At 67.6% G+C, this 25903-nt stretch carries 24 protein-coding genes; 21 read left to right on the forward strand and 3 right to left on the reverse strand.

The features are described 5' to 3' along the window. Window positions 1-17: 17 nt before the first annotated feature. Window positions 18-326: an SHOCT domain-containing protein gene (locus ACVXZ4_RS08610; protein ID WP_461797803.1), complete on the reverse strand. Its 309-nt coding sequence runs from the start codon at window positions 324-326 to the stop codon at window positions 18-20. Window positions 327-503: 177 nt separating this feature from the next. Between ACVXZ4_RS08610 and ACVXZ4_RS08615 the strand changes: the two genes are divergently transcribed. The 19 genes from ACVXZ4_RS08615 to ACVXZ4_RS08705 all read left to right on the forward strand — a co-directional run bounded on the left by ACVXZ4_RS08615 (window position 504) and on the right by ACVXZ4_RS08705 (window position 20448). Next, entirely contained in the window at window positions 504-944 is a 441-nt protein-coding gene (locus tag ACVXZ4_RS08615; RefSeq protein ID WP_461797804.1) for a type II 3-dehydroquinate dehydratase, read from the forward strand. 104 nt (window positions 945-1048) lie between these two features. Continuing rightward, a complete protein-coding gene (efp, locus tag ACVXZ4_RS08620) occupies window positions 1049-1609 on the forward strand; it encodes an elongation factor P (protein ID WP_185200668.1) in 561 nt (186 codons plus the stop codon). Window positions 1610-1624: 15 nt separating this feature from the next. Continuing rightward, window positions 1625-2038 (forward strand): transcription antitermination factor NusB, encoded by a 414-nt coding sequence (gene nusB, locus ACVXZ4_RS08625; RefSeq protein ID WP_461797805.1) that lies wholly within the window; start codon window positions 1625-1627, stop codon window positions 2036-2038. A 330-nt stretch (window positions 2039-2368) separates the two neighbouring features. After that, a complete protein-coding gene (pyrR, locus tag ACVXZ4_RS08630) occupies window positions 2369-2908 on the forward strand; it encodes a bifunctional pyr operon transcriptional regulator/uracil phosphoribosyltransferase PyrR (RefSeq protein WP_461797806.1) in 540 nt (179 codons plus the stop codon). After that, complete coding sequence (locus tag ACVXZ4_RS08635) at window positions 2905-3855, forward strand: aspartate carbamoyltransferase catalytic subunit (protein ID WP_461797807.1); 951 nt, start codon at window positions 2905-2907, stop codon at window positions 3853-3855. Before pyrR ends, ACVXZ4_RS08635 begins: the two co-directional genes overlap by 4 nt. After that, window positions 3852-5201: a dihydroorotase gene (locus ACVXZ4_RS08640; RefSeq protein WP_461797808.1), complete on the forward strand. Its 1350-nt coding sequence runs from the start codon at window positions 3852-3854 to the stop codon at window positions 5199-5201. The genes ACVXZ4_RS08635 and ACVXZ4_RS08640 overlap by 4 nt, the downstream gene beginning before the upstream one ends. Then, window positions 5194-5709, forward strand: coding sequence for a PH-like domain-containing protein (locus tag ACVXZ4_RS08645; RefSeq protein WP_461797809.1), 516 nt, complete (start codon window positions 5194-5196; stop codon window positions 5707-5709). The genes ACVXZ4_RS08640 and ACVXZ4_RS08645 overlap by 8 nt, the downstream gene beginning before the upstream one ends. Then, window positions 5706-6878: a glutamine-hydrolyzing carbamoyl-phosphate synthase small subunit gene (gene carA / locus ACVXZ4_RS08650; RefSeq protein ID WP_461797810.1), complete on the forward strand. Its 1173-nt coding sequence runs from the start codon at window positions 5706-5708 to the stop codon at window positions 6876-6878. Before ACVXZ4_RS08645 ends, carA begins: the two co-directional genes overlap by 4 nt. Further along, window positions 6878-10183, forward strand: a complete 3306-nt coding sequence (gene carB, locus ACVXZ4_RS08655; protein WP_461797811.1) for a carbamoyl-phosphate synthase large subunit — start codon at window positions 6878-6880, stop codon at window positions 10181-10183. The genes carA and carB overlap by 1 nt, the downstream gene beginning before the upstream one ends. 43 nt (window positions 10184-10226) lie before the next feature. After that, a complete protein-coding gene (gene pyrF, locus ACVXZ4_RS08660) occupies window positions 10227-11075 on the forward strand; it encodes an orotidine-5'-phosphate decarboxylase (protein WP_461797812.1) in 849 nt (282 codons plus the stop codon). Beyond that, window positions 11063-11986, forward strand: a complete 924-nt coding sequence (gmk, locus tag ACVXZ4_RS08665; RefSeq protein ID WP_461797813.1) for a guanylate kinase — start codon at window positions 11063-11065, stop codon at window positions 11984-11986. Before pyrF ends, gmk begins: the two co-directional genes overlap by 13 nt. After that, window positions 11979-12245, forward strand: a complete 267-nt coding sequence (gene rpoZ, locus ACVXZ4_RS08670; protein ID WP_185200659.1) for a DNA-directed RNA polymerase subunit omega — start codon at window positions 11979-11981, stop codon at window positions 12243-12245. The genes gmk and rpoZ overlap by 8 nt, the downstream gene beginning before the upstream one ends. A gap of 27 nt (window positions 12246-12272) precedes the next feature. Beyond that, complete coding sequence (coaBC, locus tag ACVXZ4_RS08675; protein ID WP_461797814.1) at window positions 12273-13475, forward strand: bifunctional phosphopantothenoylcysteine decarboxylase/phosphopantothenate--cysteine ligase CoaBC; 1203 nt, start codon at window positions 12273-12275, stop codon at window positions 13473-13475. Window positions 13476-13577: 102 nt separating this feature from the next. After that, complete coding sequence (metK, locus tag ACVXZ4_RS08680) at window positions 13578-14783, forward strand: methionine adenosyltransferase (protein ID WP_461797815.1); 1206 nt, start codon at window positions 13578-13580, stop codon at window positions 14781-14783. A 20-nt stretch (window positions 14784-14803) separates the two neighbouring features. Further along, window positions 14804-16813 (forward strand): primosomal protein N' family DNA-binding protein, encoded by a 2010-nt coding sequence (locus ACVXZ4_RS08685; protein ID WP_461797816.1) that lies wholly within the window; start codon window positions 14804-14806, stop codon window positions 16811-16813. A gap of 31 nt (window positions 16814-16844) precedes the next feature. Then, window positions 16845-17774 carry a methionyl-tRNA formyltransferase gene (gene fmt, locus ACVXZ4_RS08690; RefSeq protein ID WP_461797817.1) on the forward strand — a complete coding sequence of 310 codons (930 nt, stop codon included), beginning with the start codon at window positions 16845-16847 and terminating at the stop codon, window positions 17772-17774. After that, window positions 17771-19195, forward strand: a complete 1425-nt coding sequence (locus ACVXZ4_RS08695) for an RsmB/NOP family class I SAM-dependent RNA methyltransferase (RefSeq protein ID WP_461797818.1) — start codon at window positions 17771-17773, stop codon at window positions 19193-19195. Before fmt ends, ACVXZ4_RS08695 begins: the two co-directional genes overlap by 4 nt. 181 nt (window positions 19196-19376) lie before the next feature. Then, the gene (gene rpe / locus ACVXZ4_RS08700) at window positions 19377-20039 is read left to right on the forward strand and encodes a ribulose-phosphate 3-epimerase (RefSeq protein WP_461797819.1); all 663 of its coding nucleotides are present in this window, start codon (window positions 19377-19379) and stop codon (window positions 20037-20039) included. 34 nt (window positions 20040-20073) lie between these two features. Then, a complete protein-coding gene (locus tag ACVXZ4_RS08705; protein ID WP_461797820.1) occupies window positions 20074-20448 on the forward strand; it encodes an FKBP-type peptidyl-prolyl cis-trans isomerase in 375 nt (124 codons plus the stop codon). Window positions 20449-20544: 96 nt separating this feature from the next. On the opposite strand, the gene ACVXZ4_RS08710 is transcribed toward ACVXZ4_RS08705, so the two are convergent. Next, window positions 20545-21711 (reverse strand): molybdopterin molybdotransferase MoeA, encoded by a 1167-nt coding sequence (locus ACVXZ4_RS08710; protein ID WP_461797821.1) that lies wholly within the window; start codon window positions 21709-21711, stop codon window positions 20545-20547. Continuing rightward, on the reverse strand, window positions 21708-22649 hold the full coding sequence (locus tag ACVXZ4_RS08715) for an NTP transferase domain-containing protein (protein ID WP_461797822.1): 942 nt from the start codon (window positions 22647-22649) through the stop codon (window positions 21708-21710). The genes ACVXZ4_RS08710 and ACVXZ4_RS08715 overlap by 4 nt, the downstream gene beginning before the upstream one ends. Window positions 22650-22726: 77 nt before the next feature. On the opposite strand from ACVXZ4_RS08715, the gene fdhD reads away from it, so the two are divergent. After that, entirely contained in the window at window positions 22727-23599 is an 873-nt protein-coding gene (gene fdhD, locus ACVXZ4_RS08720) for a formate dehydrogenase accessory sulfurtransferase FdhD (RefSeq protein WP_461797823.1), read from the forward strand. After that, complete coding sequence (locus tag ACVXZ4_RS08725) at window positions 23596-25902, forward strand: FdhF/YdeP family oxidoreductase (RefSeq protein WP_461797824.1); 2307 nt, start codon at window positions 23596-23598, stop codon at window positions 25900-25902. The genes fdhD and ACVXZ4_RS08725 overlap by 4 nt, the downstream gene beginning before the upstream one ends. The last annotated feature ends 1 nt before the right edge of the window (window position 25903 follow it).

Below are 25903 nucleotides of genomic sequence, written 5' to 3' on the forward strand. Positions count from 1 at the left end.
CCAGCTCGACGTCGCGGTCAGCTGCCCAGCAGGCGCGCGCGGGCCGCGGCATGCTCTTCTTTCGAGATCGTGCCTTTCGCGAGCAGCGCATCCAATTCGAGCAGGCGACTCTCGAGTGACTTCGCCGGGGCGAGCGCCTCACTGTCGAGCAGCTTCACCGCGAGGTCGCTCTGCAGCGTCAGGGGATCGTGGCCCGAATTGCGCACACGCGCTGCATTGCGGATGGCCACGGCGATGCTGATGACGATCCCGATGACCACCACCGCCGTGACGATCCCGAAGATGACTCCGAAAGAAGTCGAGAAACCGTCTGCTTCAAATCCCATGGCCTCATTCTGTCCTGCGGGCGTGCGGCTGACGGCGGATGCCGGGGAAGACACGCCGCTACAGGCTCCCGACACGCTGCATCCGCCGAGGGATCTCCGCTCTGGCCTCACCAGGCGTCGCCGGCGCGACTGCCGGGGCCGCCCGAGCACTGAAGGGTGACCGCTAGGCTCGACGCCATGGTCAGCATCCTCGTTCTCAACGGTCCGAATCTCGGACGACTCGGAAGCCGGGAGCCGGATGTCTACGGCAGCGGCACCCTCGATGACCTCCGTGCCGCGCTGGACCGAGAAGCGCCTCCCGGCCACGCCATCGACCTGCGCCAGACGAACGACGAAGCCGAGCTGATCGGATGGCTCTATGAGGCGGTGGACACAGCGAGTCCCGTCATCCTCAATCCGGCCGCGTTCACGCACTATTCCTACGCCTTGCGGGATGCTGCCGCCCTCGTCACGAAGGCTGGCCTGATCCTCGTGGAGGTCCACCTCTCGAATCCCCATGCCCGCGAGGAATTCCGTCACACCAGCGTGATCTCGGCCGTGGCGACCGGGGTGATCGCCGGGTTCGGATTCGACTCCTACCTCCTCGCCCTCGACGCGATCAACCGCAAACTCGGGTAGACGATAGACTGACTAGCTGGTTTCGTAACGCGGTCGCCTCGACACGCGGCCTCGTTCCTCGGTCGCTACTCGACGGACGACTCTCTCAGAACGGATTTACAGTCATGGCCTCTACCGCTGACATCAGGAACGGCGTCGTTCTCAACATGGACGGCCAGCTCTGGACCGTGATCGACTTCCAGCACGTGAAGCCGGGCAAGGGCGGCGCGTTCGTGCGCACCAAGGTCAAGAACGTCATGAGCGGCAAGGTCGTGGACCGCACGTTCAACGCCGGCGCGAAGATCGAGACCGAGACCGTCGACCGCTCCGAGTTCCAGTACCTGTACGCCGATGGCGAGAACTATGTGTTCATGGACGTCGGAAACTACGACCAAATCACCCTCACGGCACCGCAGGTCGGGGATGCCGCCAACTTCATGCTCGAGAACCAGAACGTGACCATCGCCCTGCACAACGGCGACCCGCTGTATGTGGAGCTTCCGGCATCCGTCACCCTCGAGATCACCTACACCGAGCCCGGCCTCCAGGGCGACCGCTCGACCGGCGGCACGAAGCCCGCCACCGTCGAGACCGGCTACCAGATCCAGGTCCCGCTGTTCCTCGAGCAGGGCACGAAGGTCAAGGTCGACACTCGCGACGGCAGCTACCTCGGTCGCGTCAACTAGTGGGAGTCGAATAAATTGGGTGCGCGAACCAAGGCCCGTAAGCGCGCGATCGACCTGTTGTACGGTGCCGACCTGCGCGAGATCTCACTGAACGCGGCGATCGCCCTCGAAGCCGATCGAGCGAAGAGCGAACCCGACCGCTGGAACTCCTGGGTCTATGCCCGCACCATCGTCGAAGGGATCGGCGAGCACGGCGACGAGATCGACGAGCTCATCGAGACCTACGCGCAGGGCTGGACCATCAACCGGATGCCCGTCACCGACCGCGCGATCGTACGGATCGGCATCTGGGAGCTGCTCTTCAACGACGAGATCCCCGACAGCGTGGCCATCTCCGAAGCCGTCGAGGCGGCGAAGTCGCTCAGTACCGAGGACTCGGCCGGATTCGTGAACGGGCTTCTCGGGCGCATCGCCCAAACTCGCGGCTGAGGCTGGCGGGGCGTCCCCTTCGCTGCCACTGCCCTCCGCCCGCTCCGCCCGCTCTGCCTCTTCCGCCCGCTCTGCCTCTTCTGCCCGCTCAACCCGTTCGAAATGCAGGACTACCTGTGACGGATGTCTACTGGACAGCCTCATCCGCCCCACAGGTAACACCCAGTCCTGCATTTCGCACGGGGAGCGTGGTCGGTGTGTCAGGTCAGATCCCGGGAGGCTGAACGAAAGTGGCTGCCGCACCGGGCGCCGACCATCTCGGCGCCCGGTATAGTCGTCACCGACAGACACCCTTAAATTCCGTCCAGAGAGGCGGGGAAGGAGGTCGGATTGCCCGCACGCACCGTGCTGCAGCACGCCGATATCACCCGCGCGTTGACTCGGATCTCCCACGAGATCCTCGAGTCCAATCGGGGTCCGGACAACCTCGTCATCCTCGGCATCCCGACCCGCGGTGTCGTGCTCGCGACCAGGATCGGCGGGCTGCTGGCCGGGATCTCCGGCACTGAAGTGCCGACCGGCGCCCTCGACGTGACGATGTTCCGTGACGACCTCGGTCGAAACCCCATCCGGGTACCATCGCCCACCCAGGTGCCCGCTGGCGGGATCGACGGCAGGACCGTGGTTCTCGTGGATGACGTGCTCTACTCCGGCCGAACCATCCGCGCCGCTCTCGACGCCATCGGCGGCATCGGTCGACCGGCGATAGTGCGCCTCGCGACGCTCATCGACCGCGGCCACCGCGAGCTGCCGATCCGCCCCGACTTCGTAGGCAAGAACCTGCCATCGGCGCAGAACGAGCGCATCAACGTGCATCTCCGGGAGATCGACGGGGACGAATTCGTGAGCATCGAAGAGGCCACCGCATGAGGCACCTGCTGAGCACACGGGATCTCTCCCGCGACGAGGCGATCGCCATCCTCGATGTCGCGGAAGACATGGCGGATGTCGCCGACCGCGAGGTGCGCAAACTCCCGGCCCTTCGTGGCAAGACCGTCGTGAACCTCTTCTTCGAAGATTCCACCCGCACCCGCATCTCGTTCGAGGCGGCGGCGAAGCGACTGTCCGCCGACGTCATCAACTTCAGCGCAAAGGGATCCAGCGTGTCGAAGGGCGAGAGCCTGAAAGACACAGCTCAGACGCTCGCGGCGATCGGTGCCGACGTCGTCGTCATCAGGCACGGGTCGTCCGGGGCGCCGCGAGTGCTCGCGGATTCCGGCTGGATCGATGCCCCGGTGATCAACGCCGGCGACGGCACCCATGAGCATCCGACCCAGGCTCTGCTCGACGCGTTCACGATCCGTCGCCGCCTTCATGGCACCGGATCCCGGGGACACGATCTCGAGGGCGTCTCGGTGACGATCGTCGGCGACATCCTGCACTCCCGGGTCGCGCGCTCGAACGCCTGGCTGCTCACCACCCTCGGCGCGCGGGTCGCGTTCGTGGCGCCGGCGACACTCCTGCCCATCGGCGTCGAGAACTGGCCGGTCACGGTGCTGTACGACCTCGACCGGGCACTGGCGGAGCAGCCAGACGTGGTGATGATGCTGCGCATCCAGGGGGAGCGGATGCACGCCGCCTACTTCCCCAGTGCGCGGGAGTATTCCCGCATCTGGGGACTCGACGAGGAACGGGTGGCGCTGCTCGCCGCCGATAGCATGGTGATGCACCCCGGACCGATGAATCGCGGTCTCGAGATCTCGGCGGCCGCCGCCGACTCGCCACGCTCGACCGTGCTCGAACAGGTCGCAAACGGGGTGTCGATCCGGATGGCCGTGCTCTACCTCACGCTGTCCGGCGAGGGAGGAAAGCTATGACCGAGACCATCCTGGTGAGGGCGGCGACCCTCGCCGACGGCACCAGCACCGACATCCTGGTTCGCGATGGCCGGATCGCCGAGCTGGGCCGGGCGATTTTCGCCTCCGCCGATCGCCTCATCGACGGCGCCGGACTGATCGCCCTCCCCGGCCTCGTCGACCTTCACACCCACTTGCGAGAGCCCGGCTTCGAGCAGAGCGAGACAGTGCTGAGCGGCTCCCGCGCCGCCGCGATCGGGGGATTCACCGCGGTGCACGCCATGGCGAATACCTCGCCGGTCGCCGACACTGCGGGAGTCGTCGAACAGGTGATGTCGCTCGGTGACCGCCACGGCTATGTGACGGTGCGTCCGATCGGCGCGGTCACGCGCGGGCTGGAGGGCCAGCACCTCAGCGAGATCGGGGCAATGGCCAACAGCCGCGCCCGGGTGCGGGTGTTCTCCGACGACGGCAAGTGCGTCTCCGACCCGCTGCTGATGCGGCGAGCGCTCGAATACGTGAAGACCTTCGGGGGAGTCATCGCCCAGCACGCCCAGGAGCCGCGCCTCACCGAGGGCGCCCAGATGAACGAGGGCACGCTCTCCGGTGAACTCGGTCTCGTCGGGTGGCCGGCCGTGGCCGAGGAGGCGATCATCGCGCGCGATGTGCTGCTCGCGCAGCATGTCGGGGCGCGGCTGCATGTGTGCCACCTGTCGACCGCCGGCTCCGTCGAGGTCGTGCGCTGGGCGAAGGCCCGCGGCATCGATGTGACGGCGGAGGTCACCCCGCACCACCTGCTCCTCACCGAGCAGCTGGCGGCGAGCTACGATTCGCGCTTCAAGGTGAACCCCCCATTGCGGCGCGAGGAGGATGTGCGAGCGGTTCGCGAGGGCCTTGCCGACGGCACCATCGACATCATCGCGACCGATCATGCGCCGCATCCGGTCGAGGCGAAGGACTGCGAGTGGGAGGCTGCGGCCTTCGGGATGGTCGGACTCGAGTCCGCCCTCAGCGTCGTGCAGGCATCCGTCGTCGACACCGGGATGCTCGACTGGTCCGATGTTGCCAGGGTGTTCTCCGCGACCCCAGCCGCGATCGGACAGCTCGACGGCTACGACCGGGGGATAGCGGTCGGCGCCCCGGCATCTTTCACCCTCTATGACCCGAGTGTCAGCCGGGTGTTCGAGACGACTCGACTGCGCGGCAAGGGGCTGAACTCGCCTTACCTGTCGACGACCCTCCCGGGACGCGTCGTCACCACCGTGCACCGCGGCTATGCCACGGTGCTCGACGGCGAACTGGTGGATGCCGATACGGTCGCGAGCGCGGCCCGGGCCTACGACCAGGCGGGAGTCGACCGTGGATAGGACCACCTCGACGACGATCGTGATCGCCGTCATTGTTCTCGCCCTTCTCGGAATGGTGCTCGGCTGGCGAGCGCGCCGGAAGCGCCAGGCGCACCTTCCTCGACCGGATGCCGTGCCGGCGGATACCGGTGAAGTGTTGTTCGGCGCCGAGGCGTTCTACGTCGCCACGACCCTCGCCGACGACGAGCTCAACCGCGTCGCAATGGCTGAGCTCGGATTCCGCGCCCGGGCCACGGTCACGGTGACCGAGGCGGGCATCATTCTCTCGCTCGCCGGAACGCCGGAGGTCTTCATCTCCCGCATCGCGCTGCGCAGCATCGACCGCGCCACCTTCACGATCGACCGCGTCGTAGAGAAGGGCGGGCTCGTGCGGCTCGGCTGGACGCTCGGGGACACCCCGGTCGACAGCTATCTCCGGCCCACCGATCCGGCCGACGCTCTCGAGCTGATCGAGGTCGTCGACTCACTACTCCCCACCCTCAATTCCCAGGAAGGCGACGCCCCGTGAAGCGTTTCGACCCCGCCGTACTCGTACTCGAAGACGGCACCCGCTATGCGGGACACGCCTACGGCGCCCGCGGAACCACCCTCGGCGAGGCTGTCTTCGCGACCGGGATGACCGGCTACCAGGAGACGATCACCGATCCTTCCTACGCCGGGCAGATCGTGCTGATGACCGCGCCACACATCGGCAACACCGGTGTGAACGACGAGGATCCCGAGTCGCGCCGCATCTGGGTCGCCGGGTTCGCCGTGCGCGATCCCTCCCGAATCGTGTCCAACTACCGCGCCGACGGCAGCCTCGACGACCAGCTCGTCTCCGAGGGGATCGTGGGCATCAGCGGCATCGACACCCGGGCCGCGACCCTGCACCTTCGCGATTCCGGCGCCATGCGCTCCGGCATCTTCTCCGGTGCGGATGCCGCGCTCGACGATGCGGAACAGCTGGCGATAGTGCGCGGGGGAGCCGGAATGTCCGGGCAGAACCTCTCCGCGCAGGTCTCGGTCACCGAGCGGCTGACCATCCCCGCCGAGGGGATGCGGATCGGGTCAGTCGCCGTCCTCGACCTCGGAGTCAAGAATGCGACCCTCGGATACCTCTCCGCGCGTGGTCTCGAGGTGCACGTCCTCCCCCAGGACGTGACCATCGACGAGCTCCTCGCCCTCGAGCCGAACGCCGTGTTCTACTCAAACGGACCCGGCGACCCGGCGGCATCCGAGACCCATGTCGCCCTGCTCCAGGCTGTGTTGCGCGCGGGGCTGCCGTTCTTCGGCATCTGCTTCGGCAACCAGCTGCTCGGCCGCGCCCTCGGCCTCGGCACCTACAAGCTGCCGTTCGGGCATCGTGGCATCAACCAGCCCGTCGTCGACCGGGCCACCGGTCGCGTCGAGATCACCTCGCACAATCACGGGTTCGCCGTCGAGGCGCCCCTCGACGGACCGTTCGAGTCACCCGCCGGCTTCGGCCGGGTCGAGGTGAGTCACGTCAACCTCAACGACAACGTGGTCGAGGGACTCAACGCCCTCGACATCCCCGCCTTCTCGGTGCAATACCACCCCGAGGCCGCGGCCGGGCCGCACGATGCCAACTACCTCTTCGACAGGTTCCGCGACCTGGTCGTCGATCACTTGCACGAGACCACAAACCCGGCCACCGACCAGACGGAAAGCAACTAATGCCCAAGCGCGACGACATCAATTCGGTGCTCGTGATCGGCTCCGGCCCGATCGTGATCGGCCAGGCCTGTGAGTTCGACTACTCCGGCACCCAGGCCTGCCGCGTGCTGCGCGAGGAGGGGGTACGGGTCATCCTCATCAACTCCAACCCGGCCACCATCATGACCGATCCGGACTTCGCCGATGCCACCTACGTCGAGCCCATCACCTGGCAGGTGATCGAGACGATCATCGCCAAGGAGCGCCCGGATGCGATACTTCCGACCCTCGGCGGCCAGACGGCGCTGAATGCCGCGATCGACCTGCACCACCACGGCATCCTCGAGAAGTACGACGTCGAGTTGATCGGTGCGAACTTCGAGGCCATCAACAAGGGCGAGGACCGCCAGATCTTCAAGCAGCTGGTGTTGGAGTGCGGTGCCGATGTCGCGCGCTCGTACATCGCTCACACCGTCGGCGAGGCTATCGAGTTCGCGAAGGATCTCGGTTATCCGCTCGTCGTGCGCCCGTCGTTCACCATGGGGGGACTCGGCTCCGGATTCGCATACACGGAGGCTGAGTTAGTGCGAATCGTCGGCGACGGCCTGCACCAGAGTCCCACCACCGAGGTGCTGCTCGAGGAGTCCATCCTCGGCTGGAAGGAATACGAGCTCGAGCTGATGCGCGATACCGCCGACAACACGGTAGTCGTCTGCTCCATCGAGAACGTCGACCCGGTCGGTGTGCACACCGGAGACTCGATCACCGTGGCGCCCGCTCTCACCCTCACCGACCGCGAGTACCAGAATCTGCGCGACATCGGAATCGACATCATCCGTGCCGTCGGCGTCGACACCGGTGGCTGCAACATCCAGTTCGCCATCGACCCATCGAACGGCCGGGTGATCGTCATCGAGATGAACCCGCGGGTGTCCCGGTCGAGTGCTCTCGCCTCGAAGGCCACCGGCTTCCCGATCGCGAAGATCGCGGCGAAGCTCGCGATCGGCTACCGTCTCGACGAGATCCCCAATGACATCACGAAGGTCACCCCGGCCTCCTTCGAGCCGACTCTCGACTACGTGGTCGTCAAGGTGCCGAGGTTCGCGTTCGAGAAGTTCCCGGCGGCGGATGCGACGCTCACGACCACGATGAAGTCCGTCGGCGAGGCCATGGCGATCGGCCGCAACTACTCGACCGCGCTGCAGAAGGCCCTTCGCTCACTCGAGAAGCGCGGATCGAGCTTTCACTGGGACGACGAGCCCGGCGACAAGCAGGCACTGCTCGCGATCGCCTCGGTACCCACCGACGGCCGGATCGTCACCGTGCAGCAGGCGCTGCGGGCCGGCGCCACCATCGAGGAGGTCTTCGAGTCGACGAAGATCGACCCGTGGTTCATCGACCAGATCGTGCTCATCAACGAGGTCGCCGATGAGATCGGCTCCTTCCGGGCGCTGGATGCGTCGCTCTTCCGCCTGGCGAAGGACCACGGTTTCAGCGACATCCAGATCGCGGCCCTCCGCGGCATGACTGAGGACGAGGTGCGTTCGATTCGCCACGCCTTCGGAGTGCGACCGGTTTTCAAGACCGTGGATACCTGCGCCGGGGAATTCCCCGCCCTCACCCCGTACCACTACTCGAGCTACGACCAGGAGACGGAGGTGCGCCCGAGCGGACGCCGCAAGGTCGTGATCCTCGGATCCGGCCCCAACCGCATCGGCCAGGGTGTCGAGTTCGACTACTCCTGTGTGCACGCCTCTTTCGCACTGTCTGATGCGGGCTACGAGACCATCATGATCAACTGCAACCCGGAGACTGTCTCGACCGATTACGACACGAGCGACCGGCTCTACTTCGAGCCGCTCACGCTCGAGGACGTGCTCGAGGTGATCCACGCCGAGAGCCAGAGCGGCGAACTCGTCGGAGTGGTCGTCCAACTCGGCGGCCAGACCGCCCTCGGGCTCGCCAAGGGCCTGAAGGCCAACGGTGTCACCATCCTCGGCACAACGCCCGAGGCGATCGACCTCGCGGAGGAGCGCGGCCTGTTCCAGGGGATCCTGGATGCCGCGGGGCTCGTCTCTCCCCGCAACGGCACTGCTTACGACTACCGTGGCGCGGTGGCGGTGGCCGAGGAGATCGGTTACCCGGTGCTCGTCCGCCCGTCGTACGTGCTCGGCGGCCGCGGAATGGAGATCGTCTACGACAGCCCCTCGCTCGAGGACTACTTCGAGAGGGTCGCCGGCCAGGGCATCGTCGGGCCAGATCATCCGCTGCTCGTCGACAGGTTCCTCGATGATGCGGTCGAGATCGACATCGACGCTCTCTACGACGGGGAGGAACTCTACGTCGGCGGAGTCATGGAGCACATCGAAGAGGCGGGCATCCATTCCGGCGACTCGAGCTGCACCCTTCCGCCGGTCACGCTCGGGCGCGACCAGATCGAGCGCGTCGTCGAGGCGACGCACGCCATCGCCCGCGGGATCGGGGTACGCGGACTCATCAACGTGCAATTCGCGATCGGGGCCGGAGTGCTCTATGTACTCGAGGCGAACCCGCGGGCCAGCCGCACGGTGCCCTTCGTCGCGAAGGCGCTCGGCCTGCCCATCGCAAAGGCCGCGTCGCTCATCATGGTGGGTCGGAGCATCCGCTCCCTCGTCGAATCGGGAATGCTGCCTCCGGCGGACGGATCGGTCGTGCCGATGGACTCGCCGGTCGCGGTGAAAGAGGCCGTGCTTCCATTCAAGCGCTTCCGCACCACAGAGGGACTCATCGTCGACTCCGTGCTCGGACCGGAGATGCGCTCCACCGGAGAGGTGATGGGGATCGATTCCAACTTCCCCAAGGCCTTCGCCAAGAGTCAGGAGGCGGCGTACGGCGGATTGCCGACCAGCGGAAGCGTCTTCGTATCGGTCGCGGACCGGGACAAACGCGCGATCATCCTCCCGGTGCTGCGTCTGCAGCAACTCGGCTTCACGATCCTCGCCACGATCGGTACCGCCGAGATCCTGGCACGAAACGGCATCTCCGCCCGAGTCGTGCGCAAATACGACCAGGGGGATGTGTCGGTGGAGGGAGAGCCCTCGATCGTCGAGCTCATCAACCTCTCGCAGGTCGATATCGTGATCAACACCCCGAGCGGCCGGAGCGCCCGCGTGGACGGCTACGAGATCCGGGCGGCCGCCGTGGCAGCCGACCTGCCGCTCTTCACGACGATCGCGCAGCTCGGTGCCGCCGTGGCGTCGATCGAGTCGATCCGCGACGGATTCGAAGTGAAGTCCCTCCAGGACTACGCGAGCGAACGGGCAGAGCGACTGGCCGCCCTTGTCTGAGCCGAGCCGGCCAGCCGCGACACCGTCGTTCGGTGATCGGCTCGTGGCCGCCTTCGATGCCTACGGCCAACTGTGCGTCGGCATCGATCCGCACCCCTACCTGCTCGAACTGTGGGGTCTCTCGGATGATGCCCCGGGACTTCGCGAGTTTGGATTGCGGGTGGTCGAGGCGGCGGCGGGCCGGGTCGGCATCGTCAAGCCGCAGGTCGCGTTCTTCGAGCGGCATGGATCGGCGGGGTACGCTGCGCTCGAGGATGTGCTCGAATCGGCTCGCCGGGCCGGGCTCCTCGTGATCGCGGATGCGAAACGCGGCGACCTCGGAACCAGCGTCGAAGCTTACGCGCAGGCCTGGTTCACCGCGGGCGGGGCGCTCGAGGCGGACGCGCTCACCATCAGCGCCTATATGGGTCTCGGCTCGATCGAGGCTCCGATACGGCTCGCCGAGGAGCGCGGAAAGGGTCTCTTCGTGCTCGCCGCGACGTCGAACCCCGAGGCGTTTTCCCTTCAAACCGCCCGGATTTCTTCCGGATCGCATGCCGGTCGCACGGTCGCGTCCAGTATCGTCACAGGGGTGGGTGAGTGGAATAGTTCTGGGGGATCGGGCGCAGCGGGGCGCGGCGTCGGCTCCATCGGCCTGGTGCTCGGAGCGACCGTGGACTTCGGTGCGTTCGAACTGGACCTCGCGGCGATCGCCGCGGTTCCGGCCTCACCCATCCTCGCTCCCGGATTCGGGCACCAGGGAGCCCAATTCACCGATCTCGAGCGCCTCTACGGCTCGGCGGCGCCGGTCACCGTGGTGAGCGCGTCCCGCAGCATTCTCGAAGCCGGCCCCGACGGCATCTCCGACGCGATCCGGATGCAGGCAGCCGAGGTGTTCGCATGCCGCGCGTAGCCCCGCCGGAGGTCGATCGTGTCGCCGCCGCCCACGCGGCCGTGGCCGCCCGGCGCGCACGGGCGACCGTCAAGCTTGCGGTTCACGACCGGGTACGAAGTGCCGTCGATGTCGTCGAAGCTGCCTGGGCCGATCCGCCCGCCGCCGCCGAAGCGAGCCTTCGCGTTCGGGAGCTGCTGACGAGCATCCCGACCCTCGGTCCGACCCGCGCAGCCAAGGCGATGGAGCAACTCGGCATCGCGGAGTCCAAACGTGTCGGCGGACTCGGAGTGCGTCAGCGCCGCAAGCTCGTGGAGTGGCTCGCCCACCGTGAGCACCGCGACATCCCCGGACAGGCGCGGCTCGTCGTTCTCGCCGGGCCCACCGCCGTCGGCAAGGGCACGGTCTCGACCTATATCCGCGAGAACTATCCCGACGTGCATCTCTCCGTCTCGGCGACGACGCGCGCCCCGCGGCCCGGTGAGGTGCACGGCGTCAACTACTACTTCGTGAGCGACGCGGACTTCGACCGGCTGATCGAGACCGGTCAGATGCTCGAGACCGCGACCGTGCACAATGCCTTCCGCTACGGCACACCGCGCGCTCCCATCGACGAGGCGCTGGCGGCCGGAAAGAGTGTGCTACTCGAGATCGACCTTCAGGGAGCGCGCTCGGTGCGGGAGGTCATGCCGGAAGCGGTGCTGGTGTTCCTGCTTCCGCCCACCTGGGAGGAATTGGTGCGGCGTCTCATCGGTCGCGGCACCGAAGACACTGCGGAACAGCAGCGCCGACTCGAGACGGCGAAGGTCGAGTTGGCCGCTCAGGACGAGTTCGATCATCGCGTCGTCAACTCCGAAGTGAGCGCGGCCGCGCGCGAGGTCGTAGACTTGATGGCAATCCCCAAAAACAACAGGAGTTTTACGCATGGTTGAACGCGCCAAAGGCATCATCGATCCGCCCATCGACGAACTGCTGTCGAAGGTCGACTCGAAGTACGCCCTGGTGATCTTCGCTTCCAAGCGTGCTCGCCAGATCAACGACTACTACGCCGACCTCCACGAGGGCAGCCTGTTCGACAACGTCGGACCGCTCGTCGACTCGACCATCGACGACAAGCCGCTCTCCGTCGCGATGCACGAGATCAACGAAGACAAGCTCGTGGTCAAGGCCCTCGCCGAACCGGTCGAGTAGCCTCGATAACCCCTTAGGCTCACTCGTATGAGTGGCCAGTTGAACATCGTCGTCGGCGTCACCGGCGGGATCGCCGCCTACAAGGCGGTGAACGTGATCCGCGGGCTCGTACTCGCCGGCCACGACGTCCACGTTGTCGCGACGGATGCTGCGCTGAGATTCGTCGGCAAGCCGACTCTCGAGGCGATCAGCCGCAACATCGTGCACACCGACCTGTATGAGGGGGTCGCAGAAGTGCGCCACGTCGCGATCGGCCAGGCGGCCGACCTCATCGTGGTCGCGCCGGCGACGGCGAACACGATCGCGAAACTGGCAACGGGGCTCGCGGACGACCTCCTCGGCAACACGGTGCTGGCGAGTCGCGCCCCGCTGGTGATCGCGCCCGCGATGCATACGGAGATGTGGCAGCATCCGGCGACGGTTCACAACATCGCCGTGCTGCGTTCACGCGGTGTCACGATCGTGGGACCCGCCGTCGGCCAGCTCACCGGGGCCGATTCCGGACCCGGCAGACTCGAGGAACCAGACGAGATCGTTCGCGCCGCCCTCGCCGTGCTGCACCCCAAGGATCTGGCCGGTCGCCGCATCCTTGTCACTGCTGGGGGTACCCGCGAGGCACTGGATCCGGTGCGCTATCTCGGCAACCGATCGAGCGGGAAGCAGGGCACCGCTCTGGCCCTCGCCGCCGCCGCTCGAGGTGCAGAGGTCACTCTGATCGGCGCGAACCTCGAGGTCGACGTTCCCGCAGTGATCCGTGTGTCGCACGTCGGGTCGACGCTCGAATTGGCCGAGGCTGTCCGACAGGCCGCTCCCGACGCCGATGTGGTGATCATGGCCGCGGCGGTGGCCGACTATCGTCCAGAGGTCGTCGCGGACTCGAAGATCAAGAAGGAGATCGCGGGGGACCGACTCACACTGGAGCTCGTGAAGAATCCGGATATCCTCGCGGGTCTTGCAGAGAACCGCGCACCGGGCCAGTTGATCGTCGGGTTCGCCGCGGAGACCGAGTCGGATACGGATGCCCTCCTCGCACTCGGCCGCGCCAAGATCGCGCGCAAGGGCAGCGACCTTCTCGTCCTCAACAGGGTGGGATGGACAGAGGGTTTCGGCACAGACGGTAACACCGTCGTAGTCGTGGATAGGCTCGGAGCTATAGTGATGGAGGCTTCCGGGAGCAAGCATTCGGTGGCCGACCGCATCCTCGATGCTGTGGTCACGCGTCTCGCCTGACTCCGGTGGACGTGGGCGCTCGCGTCCTCATCCGCCTCGCATCCGATCCACCACGCCCCCGATCCACCACGCCCCTCGATCCACATTGACGCTGGGAACACCATGAGCGCTGCATCCACCCCCCTCCGCCTTTTCACGTCGGAGTCGGTGACCGAGGGTCATCCCGACAAGATCTGCGATCAGATTTCCGACAGTATCCTCGATGCCCTCCTCACCGTCGATCCGCACAGCCGGGTCGCTGTGGAGACGCTGGTCACCACGGGCCTTGTGCACGTCGCGGGCGAGGTGACGACCTCGGGCTACGTCGACATCCCTACGATCGTGCGGGACCGCATCTGGAACATCGGCTACAACTCGTCAGACGTCTGGTTCGACGGGCGGTCCTGCGGGGTCTCGGTCTCGATCGGTGGCCAATCTCCCGACATCGCCCAGGGCGTCGATGACGCGTTCGAGAGCCGCGAGGAGTCGAGCATCGACGACCTCGACCGCCAGGGCGCGGGAGACCAGGGCATCATGTTCGGCTACGCGACGACCGAGACCCCCGAGTACATGCCGGTGCCGATCTGGCTCGCGCACCGGCTCGCGGAACGCCTCGCCGAGGTACGCAAGACCGGAATGGTCGATTACCTCCGCCCGGATGGCAAGACCCAGGTGACCGTCGGGTATGACGGGATCGTGCCGCGCACGGTGGAGACCGTCGTGCTCTCGACCCAGCACTCGCCCCAGGTGAGCACGGAGATGCTCCGTGCCGAGATCGAGGAGCTGGTGATCCGTCCGGTGCTTGAGCGGGTGGAGCTCGAAAGCCTGGAATCGCGGATCCTCATCAATCCGACCGGTCGCTTCGAGATCGGTGGCCCCCAGGGCGATGCCGGACTCACCGGGCGCAAGATCATCGTCGACACCTACGGCGGAGCGAGCCGCCACGGGGGCGGAGCCTTCAGCGGCAAGGACCCGTCGAAGGTGGACCGCTCGGCGGCGTACGCGATGCGCTGGGTCGCGAAGAACGCCGTCGCAGCGGGTCTCGCGGACCGCCTCGAGGTGCAGGTCGCCTACGCCATCGGCAAGGCGGCCCCGGTGGGGCTGTACGTCGAATCCTTCGGAACAGCGCACGTCGACGAGGCGTCCATCATCGACGCCATCCGCCAGGTGTTCGATCTACGCCCGGCTGCGATCATCCGTGACCTCGACCTCCTGCGACCGATCTATGCGGCGACCTCGACCTACGGACACTTCGGGCGAGAGCTGCCGGAGTTCACCTGGGAGAAGCTCGACCGGGTCGACGCGCTCCGCAGCCTGGCCGGCCTGTAACGGCCGGTACCGTCCTCGCCATGAACGACGGGCCAGGCCCGGCGACACGGTCGGTCGCGCGGGTACTGATCGACTCCCCACTGCCGCAACTCGACCGCCTGTTCGACTACAGCATCCCAGCGGCGATGGCGGCGGAGGCGCTTCCGGGAGTGCGGGTGCGGGTGCCCCTTCGCTCGATCGGTCGCGTCGCGGACGGCTTCATCGTCGAGGTCACCGGCCCGGGGGAGTACGCGGGAGCCCTGAGCGAGCTCGAGGCGGTCGTCTCGTCCGCACAGGTCCTCGCTCCCGAAGTATGGACTCTCGCTCGGCGCCTCGCCGACCGGGCCGCCGGAACGGCGAGCGACATCGTGAGGCTCGCCGTGCCCAAGCGACAGGTCCGCGTCGAGAAGACCTGGCTGCTCGAGGTGGCCACGGGGATAGCCAATTCCGTTGTTCCGGTGCCGGTGCCCGGATTCGACACCGCTCGGATCGATCTCGCCCTCGCTATCGGTGGCCGCCTCGCCGTGGATGCCGTTCCGCGGGTCGTCGAGGTCGCCGGCGGGCCGACAGACTCGGGGCAATGGGTCGGGCACTGGGCGACGACGATGGCCGCGAGCGCCACCCGCGCGCTGGCGGCGGGCGGATCCGCGATTCTCGCAGTACCGGACTATCGCGACCAGGAGCAGCTGTTGGCGGCGCTGCGGGCAGTGTTGCCGGCGGAAAGGATCGTGCACCTCGACGCGCGGCAGTCCAATCCCGACCGCTATCGCGCGCTGCTGGCCTGCCTCGGCGGGATCCCCCTCGTGATCGTCGGTAATCGGTCTGTCCTCTACGCCCCGGCGGGGAAGCTCGGGCTGATCGCCGTATGGGACGAGGGCGACCCACTGCACAACGAGCCCCTGAGCCCCTACGTGCATTCTCGCGACATCGCCCTCGTGCGCCAGGAGTTGCAGGGCTGTGCGCTCTTCTTCGTCTCGCACGCGCGGAGCACCGAGGTGGAGAGACTCGTGGAGGTCGGCTGGCTCGATGAGCTCGCCGGCGAGCGCCCCGTCGCTCCGAAGGTGCTTCCCACCGCCCAGCAGCAGTCTCAGGATCGTCTCGCCGCCCAGGCCCGCATCCCCTCCTCCGCCTGGCGGGAAGCCCGGGCCGGTCTCGAACACGGGCCGGTGCTCGTACAGGTGGCCCGGCCGGGATACGCGCCGCGAATCGCCTGTGCGAGCTGTGGCAACACTGCCCGGTGCCAGCGGTGCGAGGGCCCACTCCGGCTGAAGACCGCGCGATCCACTCCCTCCTGCTCCTGGTGCGGCAAGCTCGCGACCGACTGGAGCTGCTCGAACTGCGCGGGCATCACCTTCCGTCTGGTCGGCCAGGGCACCGGGCGCACCGCAGAGGACCTGGGGCGGGCCTTTCCGGGCGTACGCATCATCATCGCGGACGGTGACCGGCCCATCCTCTCCGTCGACGCCGAACCGGCACTCGTCATCGCCACCCGCGGCGCCGAACCTATCGCAGCGGGCGGATACCGTGCGGTACTCCTTCTGGACGGCGAACGGATGATCGCCCGGGAGAGCCTGCGCGTCGGCGAGGACTGCCTCCGCTGGTGGTCGAACGCGATCGCGCTAGCCGCCCCGGGCGCGACCACCGTACTCGTGGGCGTCGGGGGCGCCCTGGCCTCGGCACTCGCAACTTGGCGACGTTCGGACTACCTCCGCTCGGAGCTCGCCGACAGGCGCACCCTGCGTTTTCCGCCCGCGGTGCGCGTGGCGACCGTCACCGGCACACCGGAGACGGTGCAGGCTGCGGTGGACGCGGTCAGTGGCGTCGACCGGGTCGACGTCCTCGGCCCGGTGGAGACTGCGGAGGGCGGCGTTCGGGCGATTGTGCGATTCGACTACGGCGAGGGCGCTGCAGTGGCATCCGGGCTGCGGGCAGAGGTGATCCGGGCGGCGACGAGCCGGCGCAAGCGGGCCGGCGGCGCGAACGGTCGGGTGCCGCTGCCTACACTGAGAGTACGTTTCGACGACGCGCTGTCCTTCGACACCCCCGAGTGACGCTTCCACCCCCCAATGATCGAGTAGTTCCATGTCCGACCTTGTGATCGTCTTCGCCGGAAGTCCGGCGGCCGCTGTGCCGAGCCTTCAGGCGCTCACGGCGAGTCGTCACGAGATCGCCGCGGTGTTGACCCGCGAGGACTCTGCCCAGGGTCGTCGGCGAGAGCTCACCCCGACGGCGGTCGCCACCTCCGCGATGGAACTCGGGCTTCCGATCATCCGGGCCAATCGCCTTGCCGGGCCGGCGACCGAGGCGGTCACAGTGCTCCGCCCCGACCTCGGGGTGATCGTGGCCTACGGGGGTCTTGTGCGTCAGCCGCTCCTCAGCCTTCCGAGACTCGGCTGGATCAACCTCCACTTCTCGCTGCTTCCGCGCTGGCGGGGAGCCGCGCCCGTGCAGCGCGCCATCATCGCCGGCGACGAAGTGACCGGCGCGTCGGTCTTCCAGCTGGTGCCCGAGCTCGACGCCGGTGATGTCTTCGGCCAGTTCACGCAGGCGATCGGGGCGCACGAGACCGCGGGGCACCTCCTCGACTCGCTCGCCCTGAGCGGCGCCGAACTGCTGGTGCGGGTGGTGGACGCGATCGCGGATGGCATCGCGCGCGCCGAACCTCAGCAGGGAGACGTGACCCTCGCCCCGAAGCTCGAGCTCGCGGATGCGCGCCTGGACTTCTCGGAACACGCGTCCACCGTCATCAACCGTTTGCGGGGAGTCACCCCGGAACCCGGGGCCTTCACACAGGTCGACGACGTGCGGATCAAAATCCTCGACGCGGTGATCCTTCGTGACGAACCCCCGCTGACCGCCGGTCTCCTCGAGTTGCGGGCGGGGCGCGTACTGGTGGGCACCGCGAGCGATCCGATCGAGCTTGTGGCGGTGCATCCGGCCGGAAGGAAGCCCATGAAAGCAGCAGACTGGTGGCGCGGCCGCCCGGCCGACGCCGGCACGGTGACCCGATGACCGACCGTCGCCCTCCTCGTGGCCCGAGGGCGCCCGAGCCGACGTCCCGCGTGCAGCCCGCCCGGCGCATCGCGCTCGAAGTGATCATGGCGGTGCGGGAGACGGATGCCTACGCCAACCTGCTGCTGCCGGTGAAGCTCGAGCGCGCCCGGTTGAACCCGCAGGATGCCGCCCTCGCGACGGAGCTGACCTACGGCACCCTGCGCCAGCAGGGCTACTACGACGCCGTGATCGAACTCGCTGCCGGGCGTTCGACCGAGGAGATCGATTCCCCGATCCTCGACGTGCTTCGGCTCGGAACACACCAGTTGCTGTCGATGCGGGTGGCGCAGCATGCCGCCGTCGACGAGGCGGTGTCCCTGGCCAAAGAGGTCGGATCGCGTTCGGCAACGGGATTCGTCAACGGCGTGCTCCGCACGATCACGCGCAGCGAGCCGTCGTCCTGGCACGACCGGGTGATGGCGAAGCCGCGTAACGATGACGAACGACTGTCGCTGGAACACTCGCATCCGCTCTGGATCGTGCGAGCATTCCGGCAGGCCCTTGCCGCCGAGGGTCGCGAAGACGAACTGGAAGACCTCCTGGTTGCGGACAATTTCGCTCCGCGAGTGAGTCTCGTCGCGCTGCCCGGGTTGGCGACGATCTCTGAGATCCGCGGCACCCAGAAGGCGAAATACTCTCCGGTCGCCGCTGTGAGCGACGGGGGAGATCCGGCGCTCTGGCCCGCCGTGCACGAGGGCCGAGCCCGCGTGCAGGACGAGGGCTCGCAACTCGCCGCCCTCGCCCTCAGTCGAGCGCGGCCGGTGGCCCCGGGTGAGCGCTGGCTCGACCTCTGCGCCGGCCCCGGCGGAAAGGCCGCGCTCCTCGCCGCCGAAGCGAGGGAGGGTGGAGCGATCCTCGTCGCGAACGAGATCACCCCCGCCCGCGCCGAGCTCGTACGCAAGGCCCTTGCGGTCTTCCCCGATCCGCCGCAGGTGCTTGTGCAAGACGGCACGCTCTTCGGGGAGCGGATGCCTCAGCAGTTCGACCGGATCCTGCTCGACGCGCCGTGCACCGGACTCGGTGCCCTCCGTCGTCGCCCCGAGGCCCGCTGGCGCAAGCAACCGAGCGACGTCGCCCAGCTCACCGGGCTGCAGATCGCGCTTCTCGAGTCGGGACTCGCGGCGCTGAAACCCGGTGGCATCCTCGCCTACGTCACCTGCTCGCCCCACCTGGCGGAGACGAAGGTCGTCGTCGAGACGGTGCTTCGACGAGTGGAGGGAATCTCCCGCGTCGATACCGCCGCCGTTCTCGCGGGGGTGACCAAGCGCGAGCTCGACCTCGGGGAGTCCTCGTCCGACGGGCACGTTCAGCTCTGGCCGCATCGTCACGGCACGGATGCCATGTTCATCTGCCTTCTCGAGAAGGCCGGGCCGGTCTGACGTCTCGCGCGGGCTCTTCCGGCCCGATCCCGGTCGACAGGAGGTTTACCGGGCGAGGGCGGTCCGCCTGGGCCGGCGTGCCGGCCCGGAATGTCCGCACTGGCCCGCTGAGCGTTCGACCTGACCTCTGTTCGCCTGCGGGAATCCGATTCGGCAGGCCCGGCCCTCTAGGCTGGCGCACGTGACCGTACGCATCAACCCGAGCATCCTCACCGCCGATTTCGCGAACCTCGAGCATGAGATCGGCCGCATCGCGTCGGCTGACCTCGTGCATGTCGACGTGATGGACAACCATTTCGTGCCCAACCTCACGTTCGGCCCGCGCATGGTGGAGTCGCTGCAGCGGGTGTCGACGCTGCCGCTCGACATCCATCTCATGATCGACGACCCGGACCGCTGGGCTCCCGGCTACGCCGAGTCGGGTGCGTACTCTGTCACCTTCCACGCCGAAGCGGTGGCGGATGCCGTCGGCCTCGCGCGCCGCCTCCGAGAGATCGGCGCCCGGGCGGGCATCGCGGTGAAGCCCGGAACCCCGATCGAGCCGTACCTCGACCTTCTGCCCGAATTCGACCAGGTGCTTGTGATGACGGTCGAACCCGGATTCGGCGGCCAGTCGTTCATCGAATCGACCATGCCGAAACTCGTCGCGCTTCGTGCCGCGGTCGCGGCATCCGGGCTCGATGTCTGGCTCCAGGTGGATGGCGGAATCACTGAGAGCACGATCACGATCGCAGCCGACGCCGGCGCTGACACCTTCGTAGCGGGGTCGAGTGTTTTCAACGCCGGGGAACCGGCCGAGCAGATCGCGCTGCTGCGTGCCGCGGCGACGGCGCACACCCACTGAATTCTGGCGCTCTCGACTCTGGTTGAATTGACCCATGACTGAGTTCAACAAGACCAAGCCAGAGATCGAGTTCTACGAAGGCGATGCGCCCGTCGAGCTGGTGTCAATCGACATCGAGGTCGGCAGCGGCGAGGAGGCGAAGACCGGGGACAAGGTCGACGTGCACTACCTCGGCGTCGACTTCGAATCCGGAGAGGAGTTCGACTCTTCGTGGAGCCGTGGGCAGTCGGTCGACTTCCCGCTTCGTTCCCTCATCGCGGGCTGGCAGGAAGGCATCCCCGGCATGAAGGTCGGTGGACGCCGCCAGCTGATCGTGCCGCCCGCCCTCGCCTACGGCGCGGCGGGCTCGGGACACCAGCTCTCGGGGCGCACCCTCATCTTCGTGATCGATCTTCTGGGCGTCAGCTAGCCCGGCAGGAGCGACCACCTACCGTTTTTGCGACCACCTCGGTGTACGTGCGTGCCGGTGGTCGTAAAAACGGTAGATGGTCGGGGAAGGCGGCGGTCACGCCCAGGGCAGGGTGAGAGTCTCGACGACCTCGCCGGCGGCCACACCCGCCGGGGGGACGACGAGCACTCCCGCGGCATCCGCGAGGCCGCGCATCATGCCGGAGCCGAGCCAGGGATTGGCCACCGCCCGCCCCTCTTCCAGTCGGAACGGCACGAGGATGCTCGACCCGCGCCGGCCCTCGAGCGCCGCTGCCGACTTCACCAGCCCGACATCACTTGTTCGGCCCTGGAAAGCGGCAACAAGAGGTGCCGCGAGGGTGAACAGCCCGATCATCGCGGCGAGCGAGTTGCCGGGCAGCGCGAGCAGCACCCGTCCGTCGGGAAGGCGCGCGAGCATAGTCGGACCTCCCGGCCTCATGGCGACCCGTGGCACGAGGTATTCGGCCCCGAGCGACTCGAGCGCCGCCCGGAGGTGGTCTGCCGCGGAGTCTCCGGTGCCGCCGGTGGTGACTATCAGTTCTGCCGAACCGGGGGAGTCGGTGAGCGCTTCGAGGGTGGTGGCGAGGTCATCGTGAATGCGACGCGTCGCGGTGACCTCGGCGCCGAGCATCCTCAGTACCGTCGGAAGCTGAGGTCCGAAGCTGTCCCGCACCCGGCCCACTACGGGAATCCCGCTTTCGTCCACCTCGTCGCCGGTGAACAGGAGGCTCACCCGGGGGCGCCGGATCACCGCGATCTCGTCATGCCCGCAGCCGGCGGCCAGGGCGATGTGCGCCGGATTGAGCCGGGTCGAGGCTCGCACGACGAAGTCGCCAGAGTGCGCCTCCTGACCGGCGGACCGGATGTGCTGCCCGGGATGGGGTTCGCCGGTCGCCGAAATCGATTCCAGCTGCCCGTCTCGCGCGAATCCGCTCTCGCTGCGCAGCACCGCGTCGGTTCCGGCCGGGATCACCCCGCCGGTCACGATGACGGATGCGAAGCCGGCGCCGAGAGCCGGCCGGTCGACCAGCCGCCAGGGCCCGTCGCCGCTCACCGCCCAGCCGTCCATCGCCGAGGAGGCGTAGTGCGGCACCTCCGTCTTGGCGAGCAGGTCCGTTGCGAGGACGCGTCCGATGGCGCGGTCGAGTGCGACGGTCTCTGCCCCGAGGACGGATGCCGCGGCCGCAGCGACGGCGCGCGCCTGATGCCACTCGATCGGGTCGGGAAGTCGGCCAGGATTCACCGGTCGCCGGATTCCGCGCGCCCGGAACCGGAGCCTGGTACGGATCCCGTCGCGAGACCCCGTGCGATCTCGGAGGCGCGTTCGAAGCCCGCCTTCGCGGCAGCGGAGTCCGCGGACGCGGCGGCGGCTAGTCCGGCGGCGTATCCGACGAGGTAGGTGGTCAGCGGCGCCGCCGGGCGCATGATCGCGTGGGCTGCCGTGCCAGCGAGGGCGAGCACGGCATCGATGTCGACCTCCGCGCCCTCGACGCCGAGAGCGCTGGTGAGCCGCTGGCTCCAATCGGCGAGGGTGGCTCGTGTCACGTCGTCGTCACGGTCGCTCATGGGCAGGCCTTTCGTCGGGAGCGCGGGCTCCAATGTCGTTGGGGTAGGGGAGATTCCGAATCCCGCGGCATCCTCCCAGGTGTCGATGTCTTCGGTCGAGCTGGCAGGCACGGCGATCTCCGCGAGCTCGAGATCCGAGAGCAGCGCCCGAACGGACAGGCCCTCGACGGCGGTGCCGAAATCGCGTAACGCTGCGGTGAGTGGTGCCGACCGATAGAGACCGAGGAGAGGTTGGCGATGACTCTCGGAATCGATCGCGACGACCCCGTGAACTCCGTCGGTCGCGCGGGCGAGCAGCTCAGCGACGGCGGCGGCGCAGTCGGGCATATCGCAGGCGAGCACCAGCACGAAGTCGGCCGGGGACCCCGATTCGAGCGCTCCGAGACCCGCGGCAATCGCCGCTGCGGGCCCGCCGTAGGCCGGCACTTCCCGCGTGACGATCACTCCCGGCGGCACGACGGCGGGGGTGCCGACCACAACGACGCGCCGGGCGCCCGCCGTGGCATCCAGAGCGCGCGACAGCAGCGAGCGGCCGGCAACGACGAGCTCGGCTTTCGGGGTGCCACCGAGGCGGGATGCCCGCCCCCCGGCGAGCACGATGGCGTCGAAGATCATGGGCTCAACTCTAGGTCGGCCCCCGATCTGCCGCGGCACATACCGAGCATGCTGTCGGCGGGTGGATACTCGAGAGTATGGGCAGAATCACGGTTCGACGCAGGGTCACGCGGGTCACGGTCGGGCAGGGGGCGGTGCGTCGTGAGGATGTGCTCGCCGTCGAGGAGCCCCTCGAGATCAGGGTGGGCGGAAAGGCCCTCGCGATCACGATGCGGACGCCCGGCCACGACTTCGACCTTGCAGCGGGATTCCTGGTCTCGGAGGGGGTCGTCTCCCGAGGGGACCAGTTCGCCGCCGCCCGCTATTGCGCCGGTGCGACCGTCGATGGCGAGAACACCTACAACGTGCTCGACGTGACGCTCGGTGCGGGCGTGCCGGCACCGGACCCGAGCCTCGAGCGCAACTTCTTCACGACAAGTTCGTGCGGGCTATGCGGCAAGGCGAGCATCGATGCGGTGCGCACCCTTTCGGCCTACACGGTCGTCGATGATCCGCTGGTGATCGACGCCGCGCTGCTCGCGACGTTCCCCGACCGCTTGCGCGCCGGCCAGGACGTCTTCGAGAAGACCGGTGGGCTTCACGCCGCCGCCCTCTTCGACGGGACGACCGGCGAGTTGCTCGTGCTTCGCGAGGACGTCGGCCGGCACAACGCGGTGGACAAGGTGGTGGGCTGGGCGCTCACGCAGAACATGCTTCCCCTTCGCGGCGTTGTGCTGATGGTCTCGGGGCGGGCGAGCTTCGAGCTGACGCAGAAGGCGTCGATGGCGGGCATCCCGGTGCTCGCTGCAGTATCCGCGCCCTCCTCCCTCGCCGTGGAGCTCGCCACCGAGGTCGGGATGACCGTCGTCGGCTTCCTGCGCGGGCCGTCGATGGTCCTGTACAGCGGCGAGCAGCGACTGACCAGTGACGTGAACCAGAAGACCCTCGATGAGACGGTGGCCACCCGATGACGAAGACCCCGATGGACGCGGATGCCGGCTACCCCGACCTCCACGTGGGAGCCGTGCAGGACTGGGCGGTCGGGGTTCCGGCGATCTACCACGCCGTCGAACCGGCCCTCCTCACGATGGGAGTCGCCCGCACCACGAAGCTGCTCACCTCCATGAACCAGAAGGAGGGCTTCGACTGCATGAGCTGCGCCTGGCCGGATCCGGAGCATCGCAGCATCGCCGAGTTCTGCGAGAACGGGGTCAAGGCCGTCACCTGGGAAGCCACTCCGATCACCGTCCCGACGAGCTTCTGGGCCGAGCATTCCATCGATGACCTGCTCTCCAGGTCCGAATACTGGCTCGGGATGCAGGGGCGGCTCGTCGAGCCCGTGTACCGTGCCGCCGGTGCCGACCACTACGAGCCGGTGAGCTGGGAACGTGCCTTTGAGATCATCGCGACGAAGCTCAACGGTCTGTCGTCACCTGACGAAGCCGCCTTCTATACGAGCGGCCGCACCGCGAACGAGACGGCGTTCGTCTACCAGCTCTTCGTACGCGCCTTCGGCACCAATAATCTCCCGGACTGCTCGAACATGTGCCACGAGTCCACCGGTACGGCCCTCGGCGAGACGATCGGCATCGGGAAGTCGACCATCGCCTACGACGATTTCGAGAAGTCGGACCTCGTGATCATCATGGGCCAGAACCCCGGCACGAACCATCCGCGCATGCTCACGGCCCTCGAGGAGGCGAAGCGCAACGGAGCGAGCATCGTGGCCGTGAATCCGCTGCCGGAGGCCGGGCTCATGCGCTACAAGAACCCGCAAAAAGCCCGGGGCATCATCGGCGCCGGCACTCCGCTCGCCGACCAGTTTCTGCAGATCCGGTCCGGCGGGGACATGGCGCTCCTCCAGGCCGTGTCGAAGCGGGTGCTCGACGCGGAGGCGGCGAAGCCCGGAACGGTGCTCGACCACGCCTTCCTCGAGCAGTACACCCTCGGCCTCGACGCCCTCACCGAGCACCTCGGCCACCTCGACGAAGCGGCGGTGCTGCTCGCGACCGGTCTCACGTCGGCCGAGATCGATGAGCTCGCCGAGCGCTACATCGCCGCCGACCGGGTGATCATCACCTGGGCGATGGGCCTCACCCAGCACCGCAAGTCGGTCGACACGCTGAAAGAGCTGATCAACCTGCTGCTACTGCGCGGCAACATCGGAAAGCCCGGAGCCGGGGCATCCCCGATCCGCGGCCACAGCAACGTGCAGGGCGACCGCACCATGGGTGTGTGGGAGCAGATGAGCGACGAGTTCCTCGACGCCATCGAGAAGGAGTTCTCCTTCGCGCCACCCCGCGCGCACGGCACGGATGCCCTCGCGGCGATCGAAGGGATGCAGCGAGGTGAGGTGAAGGTCTGGTTCGCCCTCGGGGGCAATCTGGTCGCCGCGATCTCGGACACCGCCGCCGCGGAAAAGGCCATGCACGGCACCGAGATGACGGTGCAGGTGTCGACGAAGCTCAATCGATCGCACGCGGTCATCGGCACCGAGGCCTTGATCCTCCCGACGATGGGTCGAACAGAGGTCGACCTCCAGGCCACCGGACCCCAGTTCGTGTCGGTCGAGGATTCGGTCTGTGCGGTGCACGGATCCCACGGTCAGGTGCCGCCGGTCGCTCCGGGCCTGCTCTCGGAGATCTCCATCGTGACCCGCCTCGCCCGGGCGGTGCTCGGCGACTCCGTTCCTGTCGACTGGGCCGGATTCGAGGGTGACTACGACCTCATCCGCGATCACATCAGCCGGGTGGTCCCGGGCTTCGAGCGGTTCAACGTGCAGGTGCGCAAGAAGGGCGGATTCATCCTGCCGAACGGCCCACGCGACTCCCGCACCTTCGCAACGAAGACCGGCAAGGCCATGATCACGGTCAACGAGCTCGAGGCACTCGAACGTCCAGCGGGCCGGCTGATCTTGCAGACCCTGCGCTCCCACGACCAGTTCAACACCACCATCTACAGCCTCAACGACCGGTATCGCGGCATTAAGAACGGTCGTGACGTGATCTTCGTGAACCCCGCCGACCTCCTCGAGCTGAACCTCGACGACGGGCAGCGCGTCGATATCGTCAGCGAGTGGAAGGACGAGCCCGACCGCGTCCTGCGCAACTACCGGATCGTCTCCTACCCGACCGCGAAGGGATGCGCCGCCGCCTACTATCCGGAAGCCAACGTGCTCGTCCCGCTGGCCAGTGCGGCGATCGGCAGCAACACCCCGGTGTCGAAGGCCGTCATCGTGCGCCTCGAGCCCGTGGCATCCACCGGCACCCGGTAGC

This window comes from Lacisediminihabitans sp. FW035, assembly GCF_054880895.1.